The 21982-nt window shown below is 47.6% G+C and carries 12 protein-coding genes; 10 read left to right on the top strand and 2 right to left on the bottom strand.

From position 1 onward, the window contains the following. The first annotated feature begins 513 nt into the window (after window positions 1-513). The 10 genes from gltB (A8140_RS02750) to A8140_RS02705 all read left to right on the top strand — a co-directional run bounded on the left by gltB (A8140_RS02750) (window position 514) and on the right by A8140_RS02705 (window position 17644). Window positions 514-5064: a glutamate synthase large subunit gene (gene gltB, locus A8140_RS02750; RefSeq protein WP_005528661.1), complete on the top strand. Its 4551-nt coding sequence runs from the start codon at window positions 514-516 to the stop codon at window positions 5062-5064. Beyond that, on the top strand, window positions 5064-6533 hold the full coding sequence (locus tag A8140_RS02745) for a glutamate synthase subunit beta (protein ID WP_005528663.1): 1470 nt from the start codon (window positions 5064-5066) through the stop codon (window positions 6531-6533). The genes gltB (A8140_RS02750) and A8140_RS02745 overlap by 1 nt, the downstream gene beginning before the upstream one ends. Window positions 6534-6985: 452 nt before the next feature. After that, a complete protein-coding gene (gene gltB / locus A8140_RS02740; protein ID WP_005528665.1) occupies window positions 6986-11449 on the top strand; it encodes a glutamate synthase large subunit in 4464 nt (1487 codons plus the stop codon). A gap of 20 nt (window positions 11450-11469) precedes the next feature. Beyond that, entirely contained in the window at window positions 11470-12882 is a 1413-nt protein-coding gene (locus A8140_RS02735) for an FAD-dependent oxidoreductase (protein WP_005528667.1), read from the top strand. A 91-nt stretch (window positions 12883-12973) separates the two neighbouring features. Continuing rightward, window positions 12974-13402 (top strand): DUF1499 domain-containing protein, encoded by a 429-nt coding sequence (locus tag A8140_RS02730; RefSeq protein WP_005528669.1) that lies wholly within the window; start codon window positions 12974-12976, stop codon window positions 13400-13402. A 65-nt stretch (window positions 13403-13467) separates the two neighbouring features. Continuing rightward, the gene (mtnN, locus tag A8140_RS02725; RefSeq protein ID WP_005528671.1) at window positions 13468-14163 is read left to right on the top strand and encodes a 5'-methylthioadenosine/S-adenosylhomocysteine nucleosidase; all 696 of its coding nucleotides are present in this window, start codon (window positions 13468-13470) and stop codon (window positions 14161-14163) included. A gap of 14 nt (window positions 14164-14177) precedes the next feature. Beyond that, a complete protein-coding gene (locus A8140_RS02720) occupies window positions 14178-15131 on the top strand; it encodes a cobalamin biosynthesis family protein (protein ID WP_005528674.1) in 954 nt (317 codons plus the stop codon). Continuing rightward, entirely contained in the window at window positions 15131-15955 is an 825-nt protein-coding gene (gene btuF, locus A8140_RS02715) for a vitamin B12 ABC transporter substrate-binding protein BtuF (protein WP_005528676.1), read from the top strand. The genes A8140_RS02720 and btuF overlap by 1 nt, the downstream gene beginning before the upstream one ends. Before the next feature lie 77 nt (window positions 15956-16032). Continuing rightward, window positions 16033-16653: a TRIC cation channel family protein gene (locus A8140_RS02710; protein ID WP_005436171.1), complete on the top strand. Its 621-nt coding sequence runs from the start codon at window positions 16033-16035 to the stop codon at window positions 16651-16653. A gap of 130 nt (window positions 16654-16783) precedes the next feature. Next, the gene (locus A8140_RS02705) at window positions 16784-17644 is read left to right on the top strand and encodes a LysR family transcriptional regulator (protein ID WP_005528681.1); all 861 of its coding nucleotides are present in this window, start codon (window positions 16784-16786) and stop codon (window positions 17642-17644) included. Here A8140_RS02705 and A8140_RS02700 read toward each other — a convergent pair. Together A8140_RS02700 and carB are read right to left on the bottom strand one after the other, a co-directional pair. Further along, window positions 17580-18359: a TSUP family transporter gene (locus A8140_RS02700; protein WP_005528682.1), complete on the bottom strand. Its 780-nt coding sequence runs from the start codon at window positions 18357-18359 to the stop codon at window positions 17580-17582. The genes A8140_RS02705 and A8140_RS02700 overlap by 65 nt on opposite strands. 387 nt (window positions 18360-18746) lie before the next feature. Continuing rightward, entirely contained in the window at window positions 18747-21980 is a 3234-nt protein-coding gene (gene carB / locus A8140_RS02695; protein WP_005528685.1) for a carbamoyl-phosphate synthase large subunit, read from the bottom strand. Between the last annotated feature and the right edge of the window lie 2 nt (window positions 21981-21982).

Raw genomic sequence — 21982 nt, 5'->3', positions numbered from 1 at the left:
TTCATGTAAATAAATTACATCCCTGCAAGAAAAAACAAATAATTCTAGTCAATTCAAACAAACAGGTAGCGGTGTGAAATCAATAAAACTGCATAAAACCAACTCAAAACCCGCAATGTTGCGCAAATGTTAAACAAAAAGTGAATATTTAAACGAAAAAATTGGGTCACAAAAGCGACTTTTCGTTGCATTCTCAAGTAACAAAATTGTAGGATACTTACACAACCCCGTTTTTTTTGTGACTTTTATTACAACAATAACTGCGGGAATTGTCGGCGATATCCCGCTCCCACCTATATAAGTCACTTAATTGTGGCAATAAATAAAGGGATATCACCAAGGATTGTTTTTCTCGCAAAATTTTTCCTGCGAGATACGGAAAGGAATCAAGACTGGCCAACCTCGGCCAGTGGCGAATCATAAATATAAAGGACAAGACGCAAAGAGCGCACCTAAGGCAGTCGAGATCTGTCCGGGATTCTTGCGTCGACATTGAACTGGAAGGATGTATCTATGGTAGATAGAGAGCAAAATTCACAGGGCCTGTACACTCCGGAGCTGGAGCATGACGCTTGTGGTATCGGTTTTGTTGCTCACCTTAAAAACCGTAAATCTCATGAAGTAGTGACTCAAGCATTGGATATGCTGGCTCGCATGGAACACCGTGGTGGTCAAGGTTGTGACCCGTGCAGCGGTGACGGTGCGGGTATCTTGCTACAAAAACCTCATGAATTCCTATTAGAAGAAGCCGTTAAGTTAGGCGTTAAACTGCCTTCGTTTGAAAAGTATGGTGTTGGTGTCGTTCTTTTCCCGAAAGACGAATACAAACGCGAACAATGCCGTGACATTCTAGAACGTAACGCACAGCGTCTAGATCTTGAAGTTATCGGCTACCGTGTATTGCCAACCGACAACTCCATGATCGGTGCAGACCCACTAAGCACAGAGCCTCAGTTTGAGCATGTGTTTATCTCTGGTGGCCCTGGCATCACACCTGAAGAACTAGAGCGCAAACTGTACGTACTTCGTAACTACACTGTACGTGTTTGCCTAGAAAGCGTTTCGAACATTGGTGACGACTTCTACATTAACTCCATGTCTTACAAGACATTGGTGTACAAAGGTCAGTTAACGACCGAGCAAGTACCTCAGTACTTCCTTGATCTGCAAAACCCAACCATGGTGACTGCACTGGCACTGGTACACTCTCGTTTCTCTACCAATACCTTCCCAAAATGGCGTCTTGCACAGCCTTTCCGTTACATTGCCCACAACGGTGAAATCAATACAGTTCGCGGTAACTTGAACTGGATGAAAGCCCGTGAAGCAATTCTAGAATCAGACCTGTTTACTCAGGCTGAAATCGACATGCTTCTTCCAATCTGTCAGGAAGGCAGCTCGGATTCATCTAACTTTGACATGGCACTTGAGCTCCTAGTTCTTTCTGGTCGCAGCCTGCCACATGCATTGATGATGATGATCCCGGAAGCATGGCAAGAAAACAAAAACATGGATCCTAAGCGTCGTGCGTTCTATCAGTACCACGCGAACATCATGGAACCATGGGATGGTCCTGCTTCAGTATGTTTTACTGATGGTGTTCAAGTTGGCGCGACACTAGACCGTAACGGTCTGCGCCCTTCTCGCTACACAGTGACCAAAGATAACTTCCTAGTGATGGCATCTGAATCTGGTGTCGTGGATATTGAGCCAGAGAACGTAGAGTTCCGCGGTCGTCTACAGCCAGGTCGTATCTTCGTTGCAGACTTAGAACAAGGTCGCATCATCTCTGATGAAGAAGTGAAAGACACCATCGCAACAGCGCAGCCTTACGAGAAGTGGGTAGAAGAAAACCTACTGAGCTTGAAGAAGCTACCAGATGCGAGCAACCAGTTCAGCCAACCTTCTCCAGAGCGTTTGCTACACCGTCAACAAGCTTTCGGTGTGAGCACTGAAGAAGTGAACGAAATCATCGTTCCAATGGCGAATGACGCAAAAGAGCCATTATCAGCAATGGGTGCCGACTGGCCGCTTGCGGTTCTCTCTCATCAATCTCAGCATCTTTCAAACTACTTCAAGCAGCTGTTTGCACAGGTAACTAACCCACCGATCGACCCGATCCGTGAGCGTATGGTTATGTCGCTGAACACTTACTTGGGTAAAGACCAAAACCTTCTGACTGAAACACCACTTCACTGTCAGAAAGTCGAATTGGAATCGCCTGTTCTGGCGAACTCTGAGCTTGAAAAGCTGCGTGCGATCGACAATGAGCACCTACAAGCGAAGACGCTAGATATCGTGTTCCAAGCCAATGAAGATCAAGGCAAGCTTGAGCGTGCACTAAAGCGTATATGCCAATACGCAGAAGACGCGGTTATCGATGGTTACTCAATCATCCTACTAACTGACCGTGCAGTGAACTCAAACCACGCGGCGATCCCAGCAATGCTGGCAGTTGGCGCAGTGCACCACCACTTGATCCGTAAAGGTCTACGTGCGAAGTGTGACATCGTGGTTGAAACCGGTGACGCGCGTGAAACACACCACTTTGCAACGCTACTTGGTTACGGTGCAAACGCGGTGAACCCATATTTGGTTATCGAAACCATTATCGAACTGCAACGCACTAAGAAGCTAGATCCAGAAGCGAACCCTCGCGATCTGTTCAACAACTACCGTAAAGCGATCAATGGCGGTCTTCTGAAGATCTTCTCGAAGATGGGTATCTCTACGCTACAGTCGTACCACGGTGCGCAAATCTTCGAAGCCTTGGGCATCCACAAATCAGTGGTCGACAAATACTTCACAGGTACAGTTTCTCGTATCCAGGGTCTCACCCTTGATGATATCGCCAAAGAAGTACTGATCCGTCACCGCATCGGTTACCCACAACGCGAAATCCCAATTCAAATGCTGGATGTTGGTGGTGTTTACCAATGGAAACAGCGTGGTGAGAAGCACCTATTCAACCCAGAAACTATTTCTCTACTGCAAGAGTCTACGCGCAACAAGAACTACGATCAGTTCAAGCAATACGCGACTGCTGTAGATAAGCAAGGCGACAACGCGGTAACTCTGCGTAGTCAACTTGAGTTCATTAAGAACCCTGCTGGTTCTATCTCTATCGACGAAGTCGAGCCAATTGAAAGCATCGTGAAACGCTTCGCGACAGGTGCAATGTCATTCGGTTCTATTTCTTACGAAGCACACTCCACACTGGCTGTTGCGATGAACCGTCTTGGCGCAAAATCGAACTCTGGTGAAGGTGGTGAAGACCCAATGCGTTTCGAGCGCAAAGAGAACGGCGATTGGGAACGCTCTGCAATCAAGCAGGTGGCTTCAGGTCGTTTCGGCGTAACCTCTTACTACCTAACTAACGCTGAAGAGCTGCAAATCAAAATGGCTCAAGGTGCGAAGCCAGGTGAAGGTGGTCAGCTACCAGGCGATAAAGTAGATGACTGGATCGGTGCAACACGTCACTCGACTCCGGGCGTTGGCCTTATCTCGCCACCGCCACACCACGATATCTACTCAATCGAAGATTTGGCTCAGCTGATCTACGACTTGAAGAACGCGAACCGCGCGGGTCGTGTAAACGTTAAGCTGGTATCGGAAGCTGGCGTAGGTACGATCGCTTCTGGTGTAGCGAAAGCGAAAGCGGACGTTGTACTTATCGCAGGTTTCGACGGTGGTACAGGTGCATCCCCAATGTCTTCAATCCGTCATACCGGTCTTCCTTGGGAACTTGGCTTGGCAGAAACGCACCAAACGCTACTGAAGAACGGTCTACGTAACCGTATCGTGGTTCAAGCGGATGGTCAGATGAAGACACCTCGCGACCTTGCAGTGGCAACACTACTTGGTGCAGAAGAATGGGGCGTGGCAACCGCAGCATTGGTGGTTGAAGGTTGTATCATGATGCGTAAGTGTCATAAGAACACCTGTCCTGTTGGTATCGCAACTCAAAACAAGACGCTTCGTGAGCGCTTTGATGGTCGCGTAGAAGACGTCGTCACCTTCTTCCAATACATGGCACAAGGTCTGCGTGAAATCATGGCTGAACTTGGCTTCCGCACTATCGATGAGATGGTAGGTCAAGGCCAGAAGCTGAAGATTCGCCAAGACGTTTCTCACTGGAAATACAAGAACCTAGATCTGTCTCCTGTTCTCCACGTTGAGCAACCACGTGAAGCTGATGGTGTATTCAACCAAGCTCATCAAAACCACAACCTAGAAGAAGTACTAGACCGTAAGCTGATTCAAGCAGCGATTCCTGCACTCGAGAAAGGCGAAGCGGTGAACGCCGAGTTCCCTATCGTCAACACAGACCGCTCTGCAGGTACCATGTTGTCGAACGAAATCTCGAAAGTGTACAAAGATGCCGGTCTGCCTCAGCCAATGAACGTGAAGTTCAAAGGCTCTGCGGGTCAGTCATTCGGCGCATTCCTAGCTAAGGGCGTGAAGTTCGAAGTGGAGGGCGACGCGAACGACTACTGGGGTAAAGGCTTATCTGGCGGTACGTTAGTACTTTACCCAGATGCGAAATCAAGCATTGTCGCGGAAGACAATATCGTGGTTGGTAACGTGTGTTTCTACGGTGCAACTTCGGGTGAGTCTTTCATTCGCGGTATGGCTGGTGAACGTTTCTGTGTTCGTAACTCAGGCGCGAAAGTCGTAGTAGAAGGCGTTGGTGACCACGGTTGTGAATACATGACGGGCGGTGCAGCCATCATCCTTGGTTCAACAGGTCGTAACTTTGCCGCAGGTATGAGTGGCGGCGTGGCTTATGTATGGGATAAATCAGGTGACTTTGAGTCAAAACTGAACCCAGAGCTAGTAGACCTAGATCCAATCGAGCAAGAAGACAGAGATCTATTACTCGACATGCTAACTAAACATGTTCAATTCACAGGAAGTGAAGTCGCTCAGTCTTTCCTAGACAACTTTGAAGCAAGCCTAGCCTCTATGGTTAAGGTAATGCCGCGTGACTACAAAGCGGTTCTTCAAAAGCGTAAAGCTGAAGCACAGTCTCAAGGAAACGAAACTCAAGTGGAGGCCGTATAATGGGTAAGCCTACTGGATTTTTAGAGCATGGTCGTGAACTACCACAGAAGATCGACCCAGCTGAACGCATCAAGAACAACAAAGAGTTCGTTCTGAACGAGGAGTTTGGTGACAAGATCAATACTCAGGCTTCTCGTTGTATGGATTGTGGTGTGCCGTTTTGTCATAACGGCTGCCCTATCGGTAACATCATCCCTGAGTTTAACGACGCAGTTTATCGTGATAGCTGGGAAGAAGCATGGAACATTCTAAGCTCGACTAATAACTTCCCAGAGTTTACTGGTCGTGTTTGCCCTGCCCCATGTGAAAGTGCTTGTGTACTTGGTATCAACCAAGATTCAATCACTATCTGTAATATCGAGAAAACCATCGTAGAAACGGCGTATCGTGAAGGGTACGCCAAACCAAAAACACCACGCTCCCGCACAGGCAAAACCGTTGCGATCATCGGTTCGGGCCCTGCTGGTCTTGCGGCTGCTGAGCAGTTAAACAGCGCTGGTCATACTGTGACAGTATTCGAGCGAGACGAGAAAGTAGGCGGTCTGCTACGTTTTGGTATCCCAGATTTCAAACTGGGTATGGACGTGATTGATCGTAAGATCAACCTAATGGCAGAAGCGGGTATTGAATTCAAAGTTAACCAACATGTTGGTGTTAATGTGAATGCCCACCAGTTGCGTCAAGAGTTTGATGTGGTTCTACTGACTGGTGGTTCAACCGTGCCTCGTGATTTGCCAGTTCCGGGTCGTGAACTAAAAGGCGTTCACTTCGCAATGGAATTCCTAGGTCAAAACAACCGCCGAGCCAACGACATGGATCTTAAGGGTGAAGAACTTCACGCCGCGGGTAAGCATGTTGTGGTGATCGGTGGTGGTGATACCGGCTCTGACTGTGTGGGTACATCTAACCGTCATGGCGCAGCAAGCATCACTCAGGTTGAAATCATGCCGATTCCACCAGAGAAACGTCCTGCCAATATGCCATGGCCACAGTACCCGATGATCTTACGTACTTCGACGTCTCATGAAGAAGGCGTTGATCGTCACTGGAATATCCTAACCAAAGAGTTCATCGGCAATGACAAAGGTGAAGTTACAGGCCTTCGTTTAGCTGATATCGTTTGGCAAGATGCGAAACCAGGCGAGCGTCCAAGCTTCAAAGAAGTAGAAGGCAGCGAGCGTGTGATTCCATGTGATATGGCATTTCTAGCGATGGGCTTCCTACACCCTGAACCAACAGGCGTACTTGCTCAACTGGATATCGCGCTAGATGATCGCGGTAACGTAGCAACTCAAGGTTTTGCTACTAACCAAGAAGGTGTATTTGCTGCTGGTGATATGCGAACAGGCCAATCTTTGGTCGTTCGTTGTATCAATGAAGGCCGCGAATGTGCCCGTGCTATCGATGATTACCTAATGGGTGGTACAAACCTAGAAGCAAAAGCAGATTCACTGATGCTTTCAGCTTAAAGGGAGTGCGCTCACTTCCTCTTTTCGGAGCATAAATCCAGCCATCAGTACTATAGATGGCTGGTTGTCAGGAAAGAAAACAGTTCCTTCCAATCTTTTTATTTTGACCAGCATTTTGTGCTGGTCTTTTTTATTCCCTCCAGAATCAAATGTTACTTTTTTGTAACAATCACTTTTCTATCTCACTGTTTTTCTTGAACTATTTTAGCCAATTAAATGGTAAATCGCATATTCACGCGATGATTCACTAATAACTTGACCTTTTTTACAATAAGCTATAGCTTGTGAAGTTGGTGAAAATAAAACACACAATTTTTGTTAAGATATTTGACGAATTTTATTGAATAGATATACATAAAACTTAGAAATTGACGCATAGTTAGTCATCATTATCAACTTGAGCAGTGTTGATATATCTGTCGGGATGACAGATAAGCAAAGGGAGAATTGCAATGGCTCTTTATGATCCAAGTCTTGAGAAAGACAACTGTGGATTTGGCTTGATCGCGCACATGGAAGGCGAGCAAAGTCACAAGCTGGTACGTACAGCAATTTCTGCACTTGACCGCATGACCCACCGTGGTGGTATCGCCGCCGATGGTAAAACCGGTGATGGTTGTGGTCTTCTTCTTCAAAAGCCCGATTCCTATTTACGCCTTATCGCTGAAGAAAATGGCTTCAACCTTGGCAAGCAATACGCCATAGGGATGATTTTCTTCAACCAAGACCCGGTGAAAGCTCAACTCGCCAAAGACATCATCAACAAAGAGCTCGCACAAGAGACTTTGACGGTAGCAGGGTGGCGTGAAGTACCAACCAATTCAGAAGTACTCGGCCCAATCGCCGCCGATTCACTTCCAGACATTCAACAAGTCTTTATTTCTGCCTCGGCAGGTTGGCGCGAGCGTGACATTGAGCGTCGACTCTACATCGCACGCCGTCGCATCGAGAAACAAATCACCGAAGATCCTGATTTCTACATCTGTAGCTTGTCGACACAAGTTTTGGTGTACAAAGGCTTGTGCATGCCTGCGGACTTACCGCGTTTCTATCTTGATCTTGCAGATCTGCGCATGGAATCTGCTATCTGCCTGTTCCATCAGCGTTTTTCTACCAACACTCAACCGCGTTGGCCATTAGCTCAGCCGTTCCGTTACCTCGCTCATAATGGTGAGATCAACACCATTGAAGGTAACCGCCAATGGGCACGAGCGCGAGCTTACAAGTTCTCATCACCACTGCTGCCAGACCTACAAACCGCAGCACCGTTTGTGAACGAGACAGGTTCAGATTCTTCCAGCTTGGATAATATGTTGGATCTATTCCTTTCTGGCGGTATGGATATCTTCCGTGCCATGCGCATGCTTGTGCCACCAGCGTGGCAGAATCACCCAGACATGGATCCAGATCTGCGAGCGTTTTACGACTTCAACTCTAAGCACATGGAACCATGGGATGGTCCGGCAGGCATCGTATTGTCCGACGGCCGTTACGCTGCTTGTAACCTAGACCGTAACGGTTTGCGCCCTGCACGTTATGTGATTACTAAAGACAAATTTATCACCCTGGCATCAGAGGTAGGGATTTGGGATTACGCTCCCGATGAAGTTGCGGAGAAAGGCCGTGTTGGTCCGGGTGAACTGCTGGTTGTCGATACTCGTAAAGGGAAGCTCTGGCAGTCTAGCGAGATCGATAACGATCTGAAATCTCGTCACCCTTACCGCGAGTGGATGGAAAACAACGTTCGCAAACTCACACCTTTTGCTCAGCTACCTGAAGATCAAGTTGGCGAACGCAGCTTTGATGAAGACTTGCTTAAGACTTATCAAAAGCAATTTGCCATGAGCAATGAAGAGGTCGATCAAGTACTGCGAGTCCTTGGTGATATGGGACAAGAAGCGGTAGGTTCAATGGGTGATGACACCCCGATGGCCGTCTTATCGTCTAAAGAGCGCTTGGTGACTGATTACTTCCGCCAAAAGTTCGCTCAGGTAACCAACCCGCCAATCGATCCATTGCGTGAAAAACACGTTATGTCACTGGCGACCAGTATTGGTCAGGAGATGAACGTCTTCTGTGAAACCGATGGTCACGCCTACCGAGTGACCTTCGATTCGCCGGTATTACTTTACTCAGACATGCAGCAATTGCTCGAGCTTGGTGACGATCACTACCGTAATACCATTCTCGATATCAACTACGATCCACAACAGAAAGATCTCAAACAAGCCATTGATGATCTGTGTGAACAAGCAGAACAGGTCGTACGTGAAGGCACGGTTCTAGTCGTGCTTTCAGATCGCGCTTTGGTCAAAGGCAAACTACCAATTCCTGCTGCAATGGCAGTCGGTGCAGTTCAAACTCGCCTGATCGATGCGAACTTACGTTGTGATGCCAACATTGTTGTTGAGACCGCGACTGCACGTGACCCACACCAATTTGCAGTCTTGCTTGGCTTTGGCGCCACTGCAGTTTACCCGTACCTAGCTTATGAAGCGCTAGGTAAGCTGATTGATGATAAAGCGCTAGAAAAAGACTATCGCGATGTGATGCAAAACTACCAATACGGCATCAACAAGGGTCTGTACAAGATCATGTCGAAAATGGGTATTTCTACCATCGCCTCTTACCGCTGCTCGCAACTGTTTGAAGCGGTTGGTTTGAGCCAAGAAGTGGTCGATTTGTGCTTTAAAGGTGTTACAACTCGTATTGAAGGCGCGAACTTCGATGACTTCCAACAAGATTTGTATAACCTTTCTCGTAAAGCTTGGGCAAAACGTAAGGCCATCGAGCATGGTGGTTTGTTGAAATATGTCCACGGTGGTGAATATCACGCCTACAACCCAGACGTGGTTGGCACACTGCAAACTGCGGTTAAATCAGGCGAAAGTAACGATTATCAGAGCTTTGCTAAACAGGTAAACCAACGTCCTGTTGCCATGCTGCGTGACTTAATGGTGCTGAAAAAATCAGACTCACCACTACCACTTGAGCAAATCGAGCCAAGCACTGAGCTCTTCAAACGCTTTGACTCGGCGGCTATGTCCATTGGCGCACTTAGCCCAGAAGCGCACGAAGCACTTGCAACAGCGATGAACCGCCTTGGTGGTTACTCTAACTCGGGTGAAGGCGGTGAAGATCCACGTCGCTTCGGTACAGAGCGTAACTCGCGTATCAAGCAGATTGCTTCAGGTCGATTTGGTGTTACCCCTCACTACCTAACCAATGCAGACTTACTGCAGATCAAGGTCGCACAGGGTGCTAAACCGGGCGAAGGTGGTCAGTTACCGGGACACAAAGTCACCGCAGAAATTGCAAAACTGCGTTATTCGGTACAGGGGGTGACTCTGATCTCCCCTCCTCCGCACCACGATATTTATTCGATTGAAGATTTAGCCCAGCTGATCTTCGACCTAAAACAAGTCAATCCAAATGCATTGGTTTCGGTGAAGTTAGTTTCTGAACCAGGCGTTGGCACCATCGCAACAGGTGTCGCGAAAGCTTACGCGGATCTCATTACCATTTCGGGTTACGACGGTGGTACTGCAGCAAGCCCATTAACTTCAGTGAAATACGCAGGTAGCCCTTGGGAGCTTGGGTTGGCAGAAACCCAACAAGCACTGGTTGCCAATGGTCTACGCCATAAGATTCGTCTACAGGTAGATGGTGGTCTAAAAACCGGTCTGGACGTGGTGAAAGCGGCGATTCTCGGTGCAGAAAGCTTCGGTTTTGGTACTGCGCCAATGGTGGCAATGGGTTGTAAATTCCTACGTATTTGTCACCTCAACAACTGTGCTACTGGCGTTGCGACTCAAGATGAGACATTGCGTAAAGAGTACTTCAAAGGCCTACCGGAAATGGTGATGAACTACTTCATCGGTCTGGCGGACGAAGTGCGCGGATTGCTCGCTGAACTTGGTGTTGAAAAACTGACTGACTTGATTGGTCGCACGGATTTGTTGGAAACCGTTGAAGGTCTGACAGCGAAACAAACCAAGCTGGATTTGTCGAATATCCTTGAGGCACCAGTCTCTCCAGAAGGACACCCTCTTTACTGGACACAGCCAAACACACCATTTGATAAAGCAGAGCTAAACAACAAGATCATCGAAGACGCACTGCAAGCGGTTGAGAAACGTCAATCTGCTAGCTTCTTCTACAACGTGATCAACACCGACCGCTCTGTTGGTGCTCGCCTATCTGGTGAAATCGCTCAGCGTTACGGCAACCAAGGCATGGCGGCGACGCCAATCAAACTGCATTTGGATGGCACTGCAGGCCAGTCATTTGGCGTTTGGAACGCGGGTGGCGTAGAGCTTTACCTCACTGGTGATGCCAACGACTACGTAGGTAAAGGCATGGCTGGCGGTAAGGTGGTTATCAAACCTCACCTTGGCACTGCATTTAAGTGTAATGAGGCGACCATCATTGGTAACACGTGTTTGTACGGCGCGACCGGCGGTAAGTTGTTTGCGGCAGGTAAAGCAGGTGAGCGTTTCGGCGTACGTAACTCAGGTACGATTGCTGTTATTGAAGGCGCTGGCGATAACGCTTGTGAATACATGACCGGCGGTATTGTTGCCATTCTTGGCGCGACAGGCGTGAACTTTGGCGCAGGCATGACTGGCGGTTTTGCTTACGTATTGGATGAGAACCAAGATTTCCAAGGTCGCGTGAACAACGAATCGGTTGAAGCGATTTCTCTGTCGGATCTCTACATCCACCAAGAGCACTTACGTGGCCTGATTGCCGAGCATCTTGAAGAAACCGGCTCTAGCCACGCAGAAGATATCTTGGCGAACTTTGATGAATGGATTCCAAAGTTCTACTTGGTGAAACCACAAGCGGCGGACTTGCGCACGCTACTTGGCCACCAGAGTCGCAGTGCCGCAGAACTGCGCGTTCAAGCCCAGTAATCATGGAGGATGTTTGAATCATGAGTCAGAACGTTTATCAATTTATCGATGTTCAACGCGTAGATCCTGCGAAAAAACCTATCAAAGTGCGTAAGATCGAATTCGTTGAAATCTATGAACCATTTACCAAGCAACAAGCGACTGCGCAGGCGGATCGCTGCTTAGATTGTGGTAACCCATATTGTGAATGGAAGTGCCCAGTCCACAACTACATCCCACAATGGCTAAAGCTAGCCAATGAAGGTCGTATCCTCGAAGCCGTTGAGCTATCACACCAAACCAACAGCTTGCCTGAAGTTTGTGGCCGAGTATGTCCACAAGATCGTCTATGTGAAGGCTCTTGTACTCTCAACGAGGACTTTGGTGCTGTCACCATAGGTAACGTTGAAAAATACATTACCGACAAAGCCTTCGAAATGGGCTGGAAACCTGATATGTCCAAGGTGGAGTGGACCGATAAAAAGGTGGCCATCATTGGAGCAGGTCCAGCAGGCTTAGCAGCCGCTGATATCCTAGTGCGCAATGGCGTGAAACCTGTCGTATTTGACCGCTATCCTGAAATTGGAGGCCTACTGACCTTCGGTATCCCCTCGTTCAAGCTTGAAAAAGGCGTAATGGAAAACCGCCGTCGCGTCTTCACCGAGATGGGCGTAGAGTTCCAGATGAATGTCGAAGTAGGTAAAGATGTACAGATGCAAGAGCTACTTGATGAGTACGATGCCGTCTTTTTGGGTGTTGGTACTTACAAGTACATGCGTGCGGGACTAGAAAATGAAGGTGCGCCGGGCGTTTACGATGCTCTGCCATTCTTGATTTCAAATACTTACAAGGTCATGGGCTTGGAGCACGACAAACCTTTTATCGACATGGCAAAACAACGTGTCGTCGTACTCGGTGGTGGTGATACCGCAATGGACTGTGTTCGTACCTCTATCCGCCAAGGCGCGTCAAACGTGGTATGTGCTTACCGTCGTGATGAAGCCAATATGCCCGGCTCTCGCCGCGAGGTGAAAAACGCCAAAGAAGAAGGCGTGAAGTTTATGTTCAACCTCCAGCCTTTAGGAATTGAAGTCGATTCGTCAGGTAAGGTCTCGGGGGTCAAAGTGGTGAAAACTGCCCTTGGTGAGCCTGATGAAGCGGGTCGTCGCCGTCCAGAACCCGTAGAAGGCAGCGAGCACGTTCTACCAGCAGACGTCGTTATTATGGCGTTTGGTTTCCAGCCACACAAAATGGACTGGCTAGCTCCATTTGATGTCGAGTTGGACCAATGGGGCCGTATCAAAGCTCCTGCGAAACAAGAGTTCCAATTCCAGACCAGCAACAAAAAGATCTTTGCTGGTGGCGATGCGGTACGAGGCTCAGATCTGGTCGTGACCGCGATTGATGAAGGTCGAAAAGCCGCAGAAGGTATTCTCGATTACCTTGAAGTTTAATTACTGTTAACGTCTCAAAAAGGATCCTACTATTGGATCCTTTTTTCTTTTATTACATATAATTAAATTCCTAAGATAAGGGATAAAACCAATGAAAAAAGCCGCTCTCCTTTCCATTACTTTACTCGGCTTAACCGCTTGTAGCCAAGGAGTCACAACCATGACGGATCGTTCTCAATCACCTTGTGGTGACAAACCAAACTGTGTCTCCACCCAAGACACGCGTAAAGAATACAACCTAACACCATTCACCCTAACCGAATCCACGAACATCGATTCGATTGAGCAAGTGGCGCTTGAACTGCCAGGTGCGAAGACAGCCGTTAAAGAAGACAATTACCTACGTATCGAATGCACATCCAAAATAATGCGCTTTGTGGACGATTTAGAGCTTAAGATCGAAGGCGACCAGCTTATTGTTCGTTCTGAATCTCGCGTTGGCTATTCAGACTTTGGCGTGAACCGTAAGCGGGCCGAACAATTACGTTCACTGTTGGCGAATGCTGAGTTAATCAAATAACGACCACATATTGGTGCAGAGTGGTATACTCTCGCCAACTTAAATTTTTATCGAAAGAGAGTGTTATGAAAGTTGGTATCATCGGTGCGATGGAACAAGAAGTCACCATCCTGAAAGAAGCAATGACAAACTGCCAAACAGTAAGCAAAGCAGGTTGTACGTTTTTCTCTGGTCAGATTAACGACGTTGATGTGGTGCTGCTTCAATCTGGCATCGGTAAAGTAGCGGCTGCAGTAGGCACAACTATTCTGCTAGACGAGTACCAACCAGATGTGGTTATCAACACTGGCTCTGCGGGTGGCTTCGATTCAAGCCTAAACCTAGGCGACGTTGTAATCTCAACAGAAGTTCGTCACCACGATGCAGACGTAACTGCGTTTGGCTACGAAATGGGTCAAATGGCAGGCCAACCAGCGGCATTCAAAGCGGATGAGAAGTTAATGGACCTTGCTGAAAAAGCACTGGCTCAGATGGAAAACACTCACGCCGTTCGCGGCCTGATCTGTACTGGTGATGCGTTTGTTTGCACAGCAGAACGCCAAGAGTTTATCCGTAAACATTTCCCTTCAGTTATCGCTGTAGAGATGGAAGCATCTGCTATCGCTCAAACTTGCCACCAATTCAACACACCGTTTGTTGTTGTTCGTGCTATCTCTGACGTAGCAGACAAAGAATCACCAATGAGCTTCGAAGAGTTCCTACCGCTAGCAGCGAAAAGCTCTTCAGAAATGGTATTCAAAATGTTGGAACTGACTAAGTAAGTCCCCAGAATTTCATGGAAGAAATATTTCAACAGCTCTATGCCAATGGTGCGCTTCTCGTCATGTGGGGCGCATTACTATTCCACTTATTAATCCCTATTCCTCACGCAGCTCATCCTGTGACTTTGTGGCATAAATTCGCAGAACAACTAGCGAACAAAGTTAATAACAACCACAACTACTCACAAAGCATTCTCTCTGGCGGACTCGCATTGTTTCTTATGCTTGTACCCTGCTTGATATTACTGCTCGCGATGAAACCTTTAGTTTGGCAAGCGCCCTTATTTGAGCTGGCATTACTGCTTATTGCTCTCGATTGGCGAAACAACGAATCACTTGCGAAACAACTCGTTACTGCGATGTCTAATGAGAACAAAGCACAGTGCCGAGCACTACTAAAACCTTACCTTAACCGAGATACAGAGAGCTTATCACTGCTTGGGATTGGTAAAGCTGGTGCAGAGACCATCATCATGGGTTACGGACGTAACGTTGTGTGCGTGTTGTTCTGGTATGGATTTACTGGTGGAATTGGCGCATTAATGTATCGCCTAACAGCAGAGTTAGCTCGTGCTTGGTCCCCAAGTCGCCGTCAGTATTCACCTTTTGGTAAGCCTGCTATTCAGCTAACGGCTGCATTGGAGATTGTTCCTTTACGCTTGTTTGCCGTGTTCATTAGCATGGGTAAAAACCTATCGAGTGTTTCGACTGCCATGCTTCAACAAGCGAAGTCTTGGCCACTTCCAGGACCGGCTTGGTTGTTGTGCTCAATTGGTAACAAGCTTCAATTGTCAATTGGCGGTCCAGCGCTGTACCAAGGTCAAAGAGCTGAACGAGCTAAAATTGGTGGTCGTATAGCACCATCTGCTATTCATTTAGCACAAATCCAAACCCTCATTGTGTGGCGTATTTTTGTTTGGATCGTTATCCAAAGCCTGATTCTCGGACTCATTTATCAAGGACTATGATGAACAAACTTTGCTTTGCTCTTCCTCTTATCTTCTCTGCTGCTTCTTTTGCCAATGAACCAGCTCAACGCATCATCAGCTTGGCACCACACTCAACAGAAATCGCCTATGCTGCAGGTCTTGGTGACAAACTGATTGCCGTCAGCGAGATGAGTGACTACCCCGAGCAAGTTAAAGACTTAGAGAAAGTATCAAACTATCAAGGCATCAAGTTAGAGCGCATCATTGCCCTTCAACCCGATTTGGTTATCGCTTGGCCAGCAGGTAATCCAGCCAAAGAACTTGAAAAACTTGAGCAGTTTGGCACTCCTATTTATTACTCAACCACTGGAACGTTAGAAGATATCGCTACGAACCTTGAGCAACTTAGCCAGTACAGTGAGAAGCCAGAAGTTGGGCAAAAAGCCGCCGCAGAATTCCGGGCGCAGTTGGAAGCATTAAAAGAAAAATACAATACCGAGGATAAAGTCAGTTACTTCTATCAATTAAGTGAGAAACCGATCATCACCGTTGCGGGTAAGAACTGGCCAAGTGAAGTCTTCACCTTCTGTGGTGGCGAGAATATCTTTGCTAAAGGCAGTGCCCCTTACCCACAAGTCAGCATCGAGCAAGTGATTACTCGCCAACCCGAAGTCCTGTTTGCCTCTCGCCATGCCATGAGTAATGATGGCATGTGGGCAGAGTGGAAAAACGACATCCCTGCGTTAAGGAACAACCACGTTTGGTCACTCCATTCAGATTGGATCAACCGCCCAACCCCAAGAACCTTAAACGCGATCACAGAGGTGTGTGAACACTTTGAAGCCGTTCGGCAAAAACGCTAACGTTTTCGTTGGAAATCCCGTACAATTTCCGTCCCATTTCTGTTCCCCCACAATTTGTTTAAAAGGTACCAAGTAACATGGACTCCATGCTGCTTTATATGATCGATTTATTCGGTACTGCTGTCTTTGCGGTTTCTGGCGTTTTACTCGCAGGCCGATTAAAGATGGATCCCTTCGGTGTGATCGTACTCGGTAGTGTGACAGCTATTGGCGGCGGCACTATTCGTGATATGGCGCTCGGCGCAACCCCGGTCTTCTGGATCACTGACACCACTTATCTTTGGGTAATTTTCATCACCTGTCTGCTCACCATGATTGTCATTCGTCGCCCTAAGCGCTTGCCTTGGTGGGTTCTACCTGTCTGTGACGCCATTGGTTTGGCGGTATTCGTCGGTATCGGTGTCGAGAAAGCTCTCGCCTACAATGCTTCTGGCATGGTAGCGGTGATCATGGGCGTTATCACTGGTTGCGGTGGCGGCATTATCCGTGATGTGCTGGCTCGCGAGGTACCCATGGTACTGCGAAGTGAAGTCTATGCGACCGCATGTATCATCGGTGGTATTTTCCATACAACCGCATTGAGTATGGGACACGACCATTCAGTCGCCCTACTCGCAGGTGTCATCTCAACCTTGATTATTCGCCTTGGTGCGATTCGCTGGCACTTGTCACTGCCAACCTTTGCTATCAATCGTTGATCGATACGAATCAATTTACGCACAAGAGCCGACTGATACGTCGGCTCTTTTTGTTTGTAAAATCACCTATCGCTTCTCATCTCAAGCTTGGCTATATTAGGTCTATTATTCCCAACATTCATGGATAGACATGTTACTGGAAGGTATCGAAACACTATTAGTTTTAAGCAAAGCGAAAACAATGAGTCGCACTGGGAGTTTGCTGTATATCAGCCAATCTGCGGTGAGTAAACGTATCGCGAACCTAGAGAAAAAACTGGGAAAGAAGCTAGTAGAACCCTCGGGGAGAACCATTAAACTCACACCTGATGGCATGGCTTTGATCGAGAATATTGGCCCGTCTTTTAACGAGTTACGTGGCCTTATTTATGAACAGCAAGAGCTAGAGGACACATCATTAATCACCCTCGATAGCTCAAAGTCTCTTATTGCGGGTTATCTTGGAAAAACCATTGGTGATTACCTCAAGCAAGATCAGTACTTAACCATAACCACCAACCACAGCCCTAGAATCGTTGAGCGAGTTCAATCCGGTAAAGCGACCATTGGGCTTTGCGCTGGTTTGCTTCCACCTCATCACGGCTTGATGGCTTTTCATCTGTGCGATGAACCTTTTTTCCTCGTTAGTGATCAACCACTAAATGAACTTCCGAAAAAAGTCATCACAAATGATTTAGCTAACCCGTCCAATAGCTACCAACTGCCTGCGTTAGAGAAAATCGGCATCAAACCATTGATGGAAATGGATGCCTACACTGCTGCAGCCCAACTTGCACTTGGAGGGGCAGCGCCAGCATTAATACCGTTATCGATCGTTAGAGCGTTAAAGATCCCTGACCATCACTGCTTTATGTTCGAACAACTGACATCTTTAATTCGACCGATTCATATCTGCGTTAGGCAAAACGTGTATCAGTCACCAAGAGTTAAAACAGTGATAGAAACCATTGGTGGTGTTGTTGCCAGAGAAGTTTCGCAGCCATCAGCATAGACATAGTAATCACCAAAGGTCGAATCCACTTTTGGCCTTTGGTCACCACTACTTTGGCACCAAGCTGAGCACCAATAAAGCCCCCCACAGCCATGGTCAGACCGATTTCCCAAACAGGCAAGCCAGCAAGAATAAAGAACAGCAGGGCCGCGATATTTGAGGTGAAGTTGAGAATCTTAGTACGAGCGGTCGCATCAACTAAAGAGAAGTGACCCAGTGCGACAAAGCAAAGCGCGAAGATAGAGCCAGTACCTGGACCAAAAAAGCCATCGTAAAAGCCCACGCCGCCACCAACGCACAAAGCGAACATCGCTTCAGAGAGCTTTGGCTCCCCTTCCGCGGCTTTCGAAGTTGAAGAGAGCAAAAAATAGAGTGAAATCGCGATCAGCAAGACTGGGATAAGACTAGTGAGCACACCGACATCGATAAACTGCACAGCCTCTGCGCCAATAGCAGAGCCAATGAAGGTACATAGAATCGCTAAGCGCATCTCTTTCAGGCTAACAATGCCATTACGCACAAAGTACCAACTGGCAGAAAAGCTTCCAAACGAGCTTTGGAGTTTGTTGGTCGCCAATGCCTGAGTAGGACTTAAGCCTGCGGCCAACAAAGCAGGCAGCGACAAGAGGCCACCACCTCCCGCCATCGCATCAATAAATCCCGCAGCGGATGCGACAAAAAACAGGGCAATTAAGATTTCGAACGTAACTTCCACTTGTGCGTCCTTGTAAATATTTGTAACTAAGATGAGGCAACGATAGCACTGCCAAGCAAACGCACAAAAGGAAACTCAAGACACTAACCTATTCCACATTTTCATCAATTAGAAAGTTCTAAGAAATGATACGTTAAATGTATCAATTACATTTCCAATAGAATTGACTCTCAAGAGTATTTCAATTTTTTGATGAATACTCCCTCCTAAAAATGCTTTATCACCTCTTACTATGAAGTAGCTCAGAGTCGTAGAGAGCATCGAAGACAAATAAAAATATCAACAAGTAGAACAAGTTGCATAATCAAACAAAAAAGCCCGCTCAAATGAGCGGGCAATGAGGTTGTCATATAAGCCCTATTTTTCGGGCTTACTGATTTTTATCTATTACGCTTCTAGGCTAGCTTTCACTTTTGCGTGTAGCTCTTGAACCGAAGTTACCGTGCTCTTCGCGTCTGCAGTGTGTGCCATACAAGTTGCGAATGCAGCGTTTAGTGTTGTCGTGTAGTTCACTTTCTCAGCTAGTGCGCCGCGACGCAGAACTTTAGAGTCTTCAATCGCTTGGCGGCCAGCAGCCGTGTTTACGATGTAGGTGTACTCGTTGTTCTTGATACGGTCAAGAATGTGAGGGCGACCTTCGTGTACTTTGTTTACTAGACGTGGGTTAATACCCGCTTCACCAAGAATGACAGCTGTACCGTGTGTTGCATCTAGCTGGTAACCAAGTTTTGTCAACTTAGACGCTAGGTCTACAACGCGCTCTTTGTCACCTGCACGAACAGACAGTAGTGCACGACCACCTTCTGGGTAAATGTTGCCACAACCCAATTCTGCTTTCGCGTAAGCTTCTGCAAACGTAGCACCTACACCCATAACCTCCCCAGTAGAGCGCATTTCTGGGCCTAACAGTGGGTCAACACCAGGGAACTTGTTGAATGGAAGTACAACTTCTTTCACTGAGTAGTAAGGTGGGATGATTTCTTTCGTAAAGCCTTGAGCTTCAAGCGATTGACCCGCCATTACACGCGCAGCAATCTTAGCTATTGGTGCACCCGTTGCTTTAGATACGAACGGTACTGTACGCGCTGCACGAGGGTTCACCTCGATTAGGTATACTTGGTTGTTCTTAACCGCGAACTGCGTGTTCATCAGACCACGAACACCCAACTCGAACGCTAGCTTTTCAACTTGCTCGCGCATTACGTCTTGGATTTCTTGGCTTAGCGTGTATGCAGGAAGAGAACATGCTGAGTCACCAGAGTGAACACCCGCTTGCTCGATGTGCTCCATGATACCGCCGATAACCACGCGCTCACCGTCACAGATAGCATCGATATCGACTTCGACTGCGTCGTCTAGGAAGCTATCAAGAAGAACTGGAGATTCGTTCGATACGCTTACCGCTTCGTTGAAGTAGCGACGTAGATCTTGCTCGTCGTATACGATTTCCATTGCACGACCACCAAGTACGTAAGAAGGACGTACAACCAGTGGATAACCGATTTCACGAGATTTCTCTACCGCTTGCTCCATCGTCGTTACTGTCGCGTTTTCTGGCTGTAGAAGACCTAGACGGTCAACTGCAACTTGGAAACGCTCACGGTCCTCTGCACGGTCGATTGCATCTGGGCTAGTACCGATGATTGGCACGCCAGCTGCTTCAAGTGCACGAGCCAGTTTCAGTGGTGTTTGACCACCGTACTGAACGATAACGCCTTTTGGCTTCTCAACACGAGCGATTGCTAGTACGTCTTCCAGTGTTACTGGTTCGAAGTACAGGCGGTCAGACGTGTCGTAGTCTGTTGAAACTGTCTCAGGGTTACAGTTAACCATGATAGTCTCATAGCCATCTTCACGTAGTGCTAGCGATGCGTGTACACAACAGTAGTCAAATTCAATACCTTGGCCGATACGGTTTGGACCGCCGCCTAGAATCATGATCTTGTCTTTGTCTGTTGGGTTCGCTTCACACTCGTCATCGTAAGATGAGTACATGTAAGCCGTATCAGAAGAGAACTCAGCCGCACACGTATCAACGCGCTTGTACACTGGGTGGATGTCGTACTGGTCACGAAGACGACGGATTTCGCTTTCCGCAACACCTAGAATCTTAGATAGGCGCGCATCAGCAAAACCTTTACGCTTTAGCTTGTTTAGCTCGTCTTTGTTCAGACCCGCGAAGCCTTTTGCTTTTAGCTCTTGCTCAAGTTTAACGATGTCTTCGATTTGAACTAGGAACCAACGGTCGATTTGCGTTAGGTTGAATACGCCATCTACTGACATACCGGCACGGAATGCATCCGCGACGTACCAAATACGCTCTGCGCCTGCTTCTTTCAGCTCATGACGGATTTTCGTCAGTGCGTCTGGCGCATCTAGGTCAACCATCTCATCAAAGCCTGTCGCGCCAACTTCTAGACCGCGAAGTGCTTTTTGTAGTGATTCTTGTTGGTTACGACCAATTGCCATGACCTCACCAACTGACTTCATTTGCGTCGTTAGACGGTCGTTAGCACCAGCAAATTTCTCGAAGTTAAAGCGAGGAATCTTAGTTACTACGTAGTCGATGGTTGGTTCGAATGATGCTGGTGTAGCGCCACCAGTAATGTCGTTCATTAGCTCGTCTAGTGTAAAGCCAACAGCCAGTTTCGCTGCAATCTTAGCGATTGGGAAACCTGTTGCTTTCGATGCTAGGGCAGAAGAGCGAGATACACGTGGGTTCATCTCGATGATAACCATGCGGCCATCTTTCGGGTTGATACCAAACTGTACGTTAGAACCACCAGTTTCAACGCCAATCTCACGCAGTACTGCTAGAGATGCGTTACGCATTAGCTGGTATTCTTTGTCTGTTAGTGTTTGCGCAGGTGCAACCGTGATTGAGTCACCCGTGTGGATGCCCATTGGGTCGAAGTTTTCAATCGCACATACGATGATACAGTTGTCCGCTTTGTCGCGAACCACTTCCATCTCGTACTCTTTCCAACCGATAAGAGATTCATCGATAAGAAGCTCGTTAGTTGGAGATAGGTCCAAACCACGACGACAGATCTCTTCGAACTCTTCCTTGTTGTATGCGATACCGCCACCAGTACCACCCATGGTAAATGATGGGCGGATGATACATGGGAAACCAACCATATCGAGTACAGCGTAAGCCTCTTCCATCGTTTTTGCAGTATCTGCACGTGGACACTCAAGGCCGATAGACTTCATCGCTTTATCGAAGCGAGAACGGTCTTCTGCTTTGTCGATTGCGTCAGCAGTCGCACCAATCATCTCAACGCCGAACTCTTCAAGAACACCGTGCTTCTCTAGGTCTAGTGCACAGTTCAATGCAGTTTGACCACCCATTGTTGGTAGTACTGCATCTGGCTTTTCTTTCGCGATGATGTTGCGAACCACTTCCCATTGGATTGGCTCGATGTAAGTTGCATCCGCCATGTCTGGGTCAGTCATGATGGTTGCAGGGTTAGAGTTTACTAGGATAACTCGGTAACCCTCTTCACGCAGTGCTTTACACGCTTGTGCGCCAGAGTAGTCAAACTCACATGCCTGACCGATAACAATCGGACCAGCACCAAGAATAAGAATACTTTGAATGTCAGTACGTTTTGGCATTA

This window comes from Vibrio campbellii CAIM 519 = NBRC 15631 = ATCC 25920, assembly GCF_002163755.1.
Lineage (GTDB): Bacteria > Pseudomonadota > Gammaproteobacteria > Enterobacterales > Vibrionaceae > Vibrio > Vibrio campbellii.
This window is presented reverse-complemented; position numbering and strand designations above follow the sequence as displayed.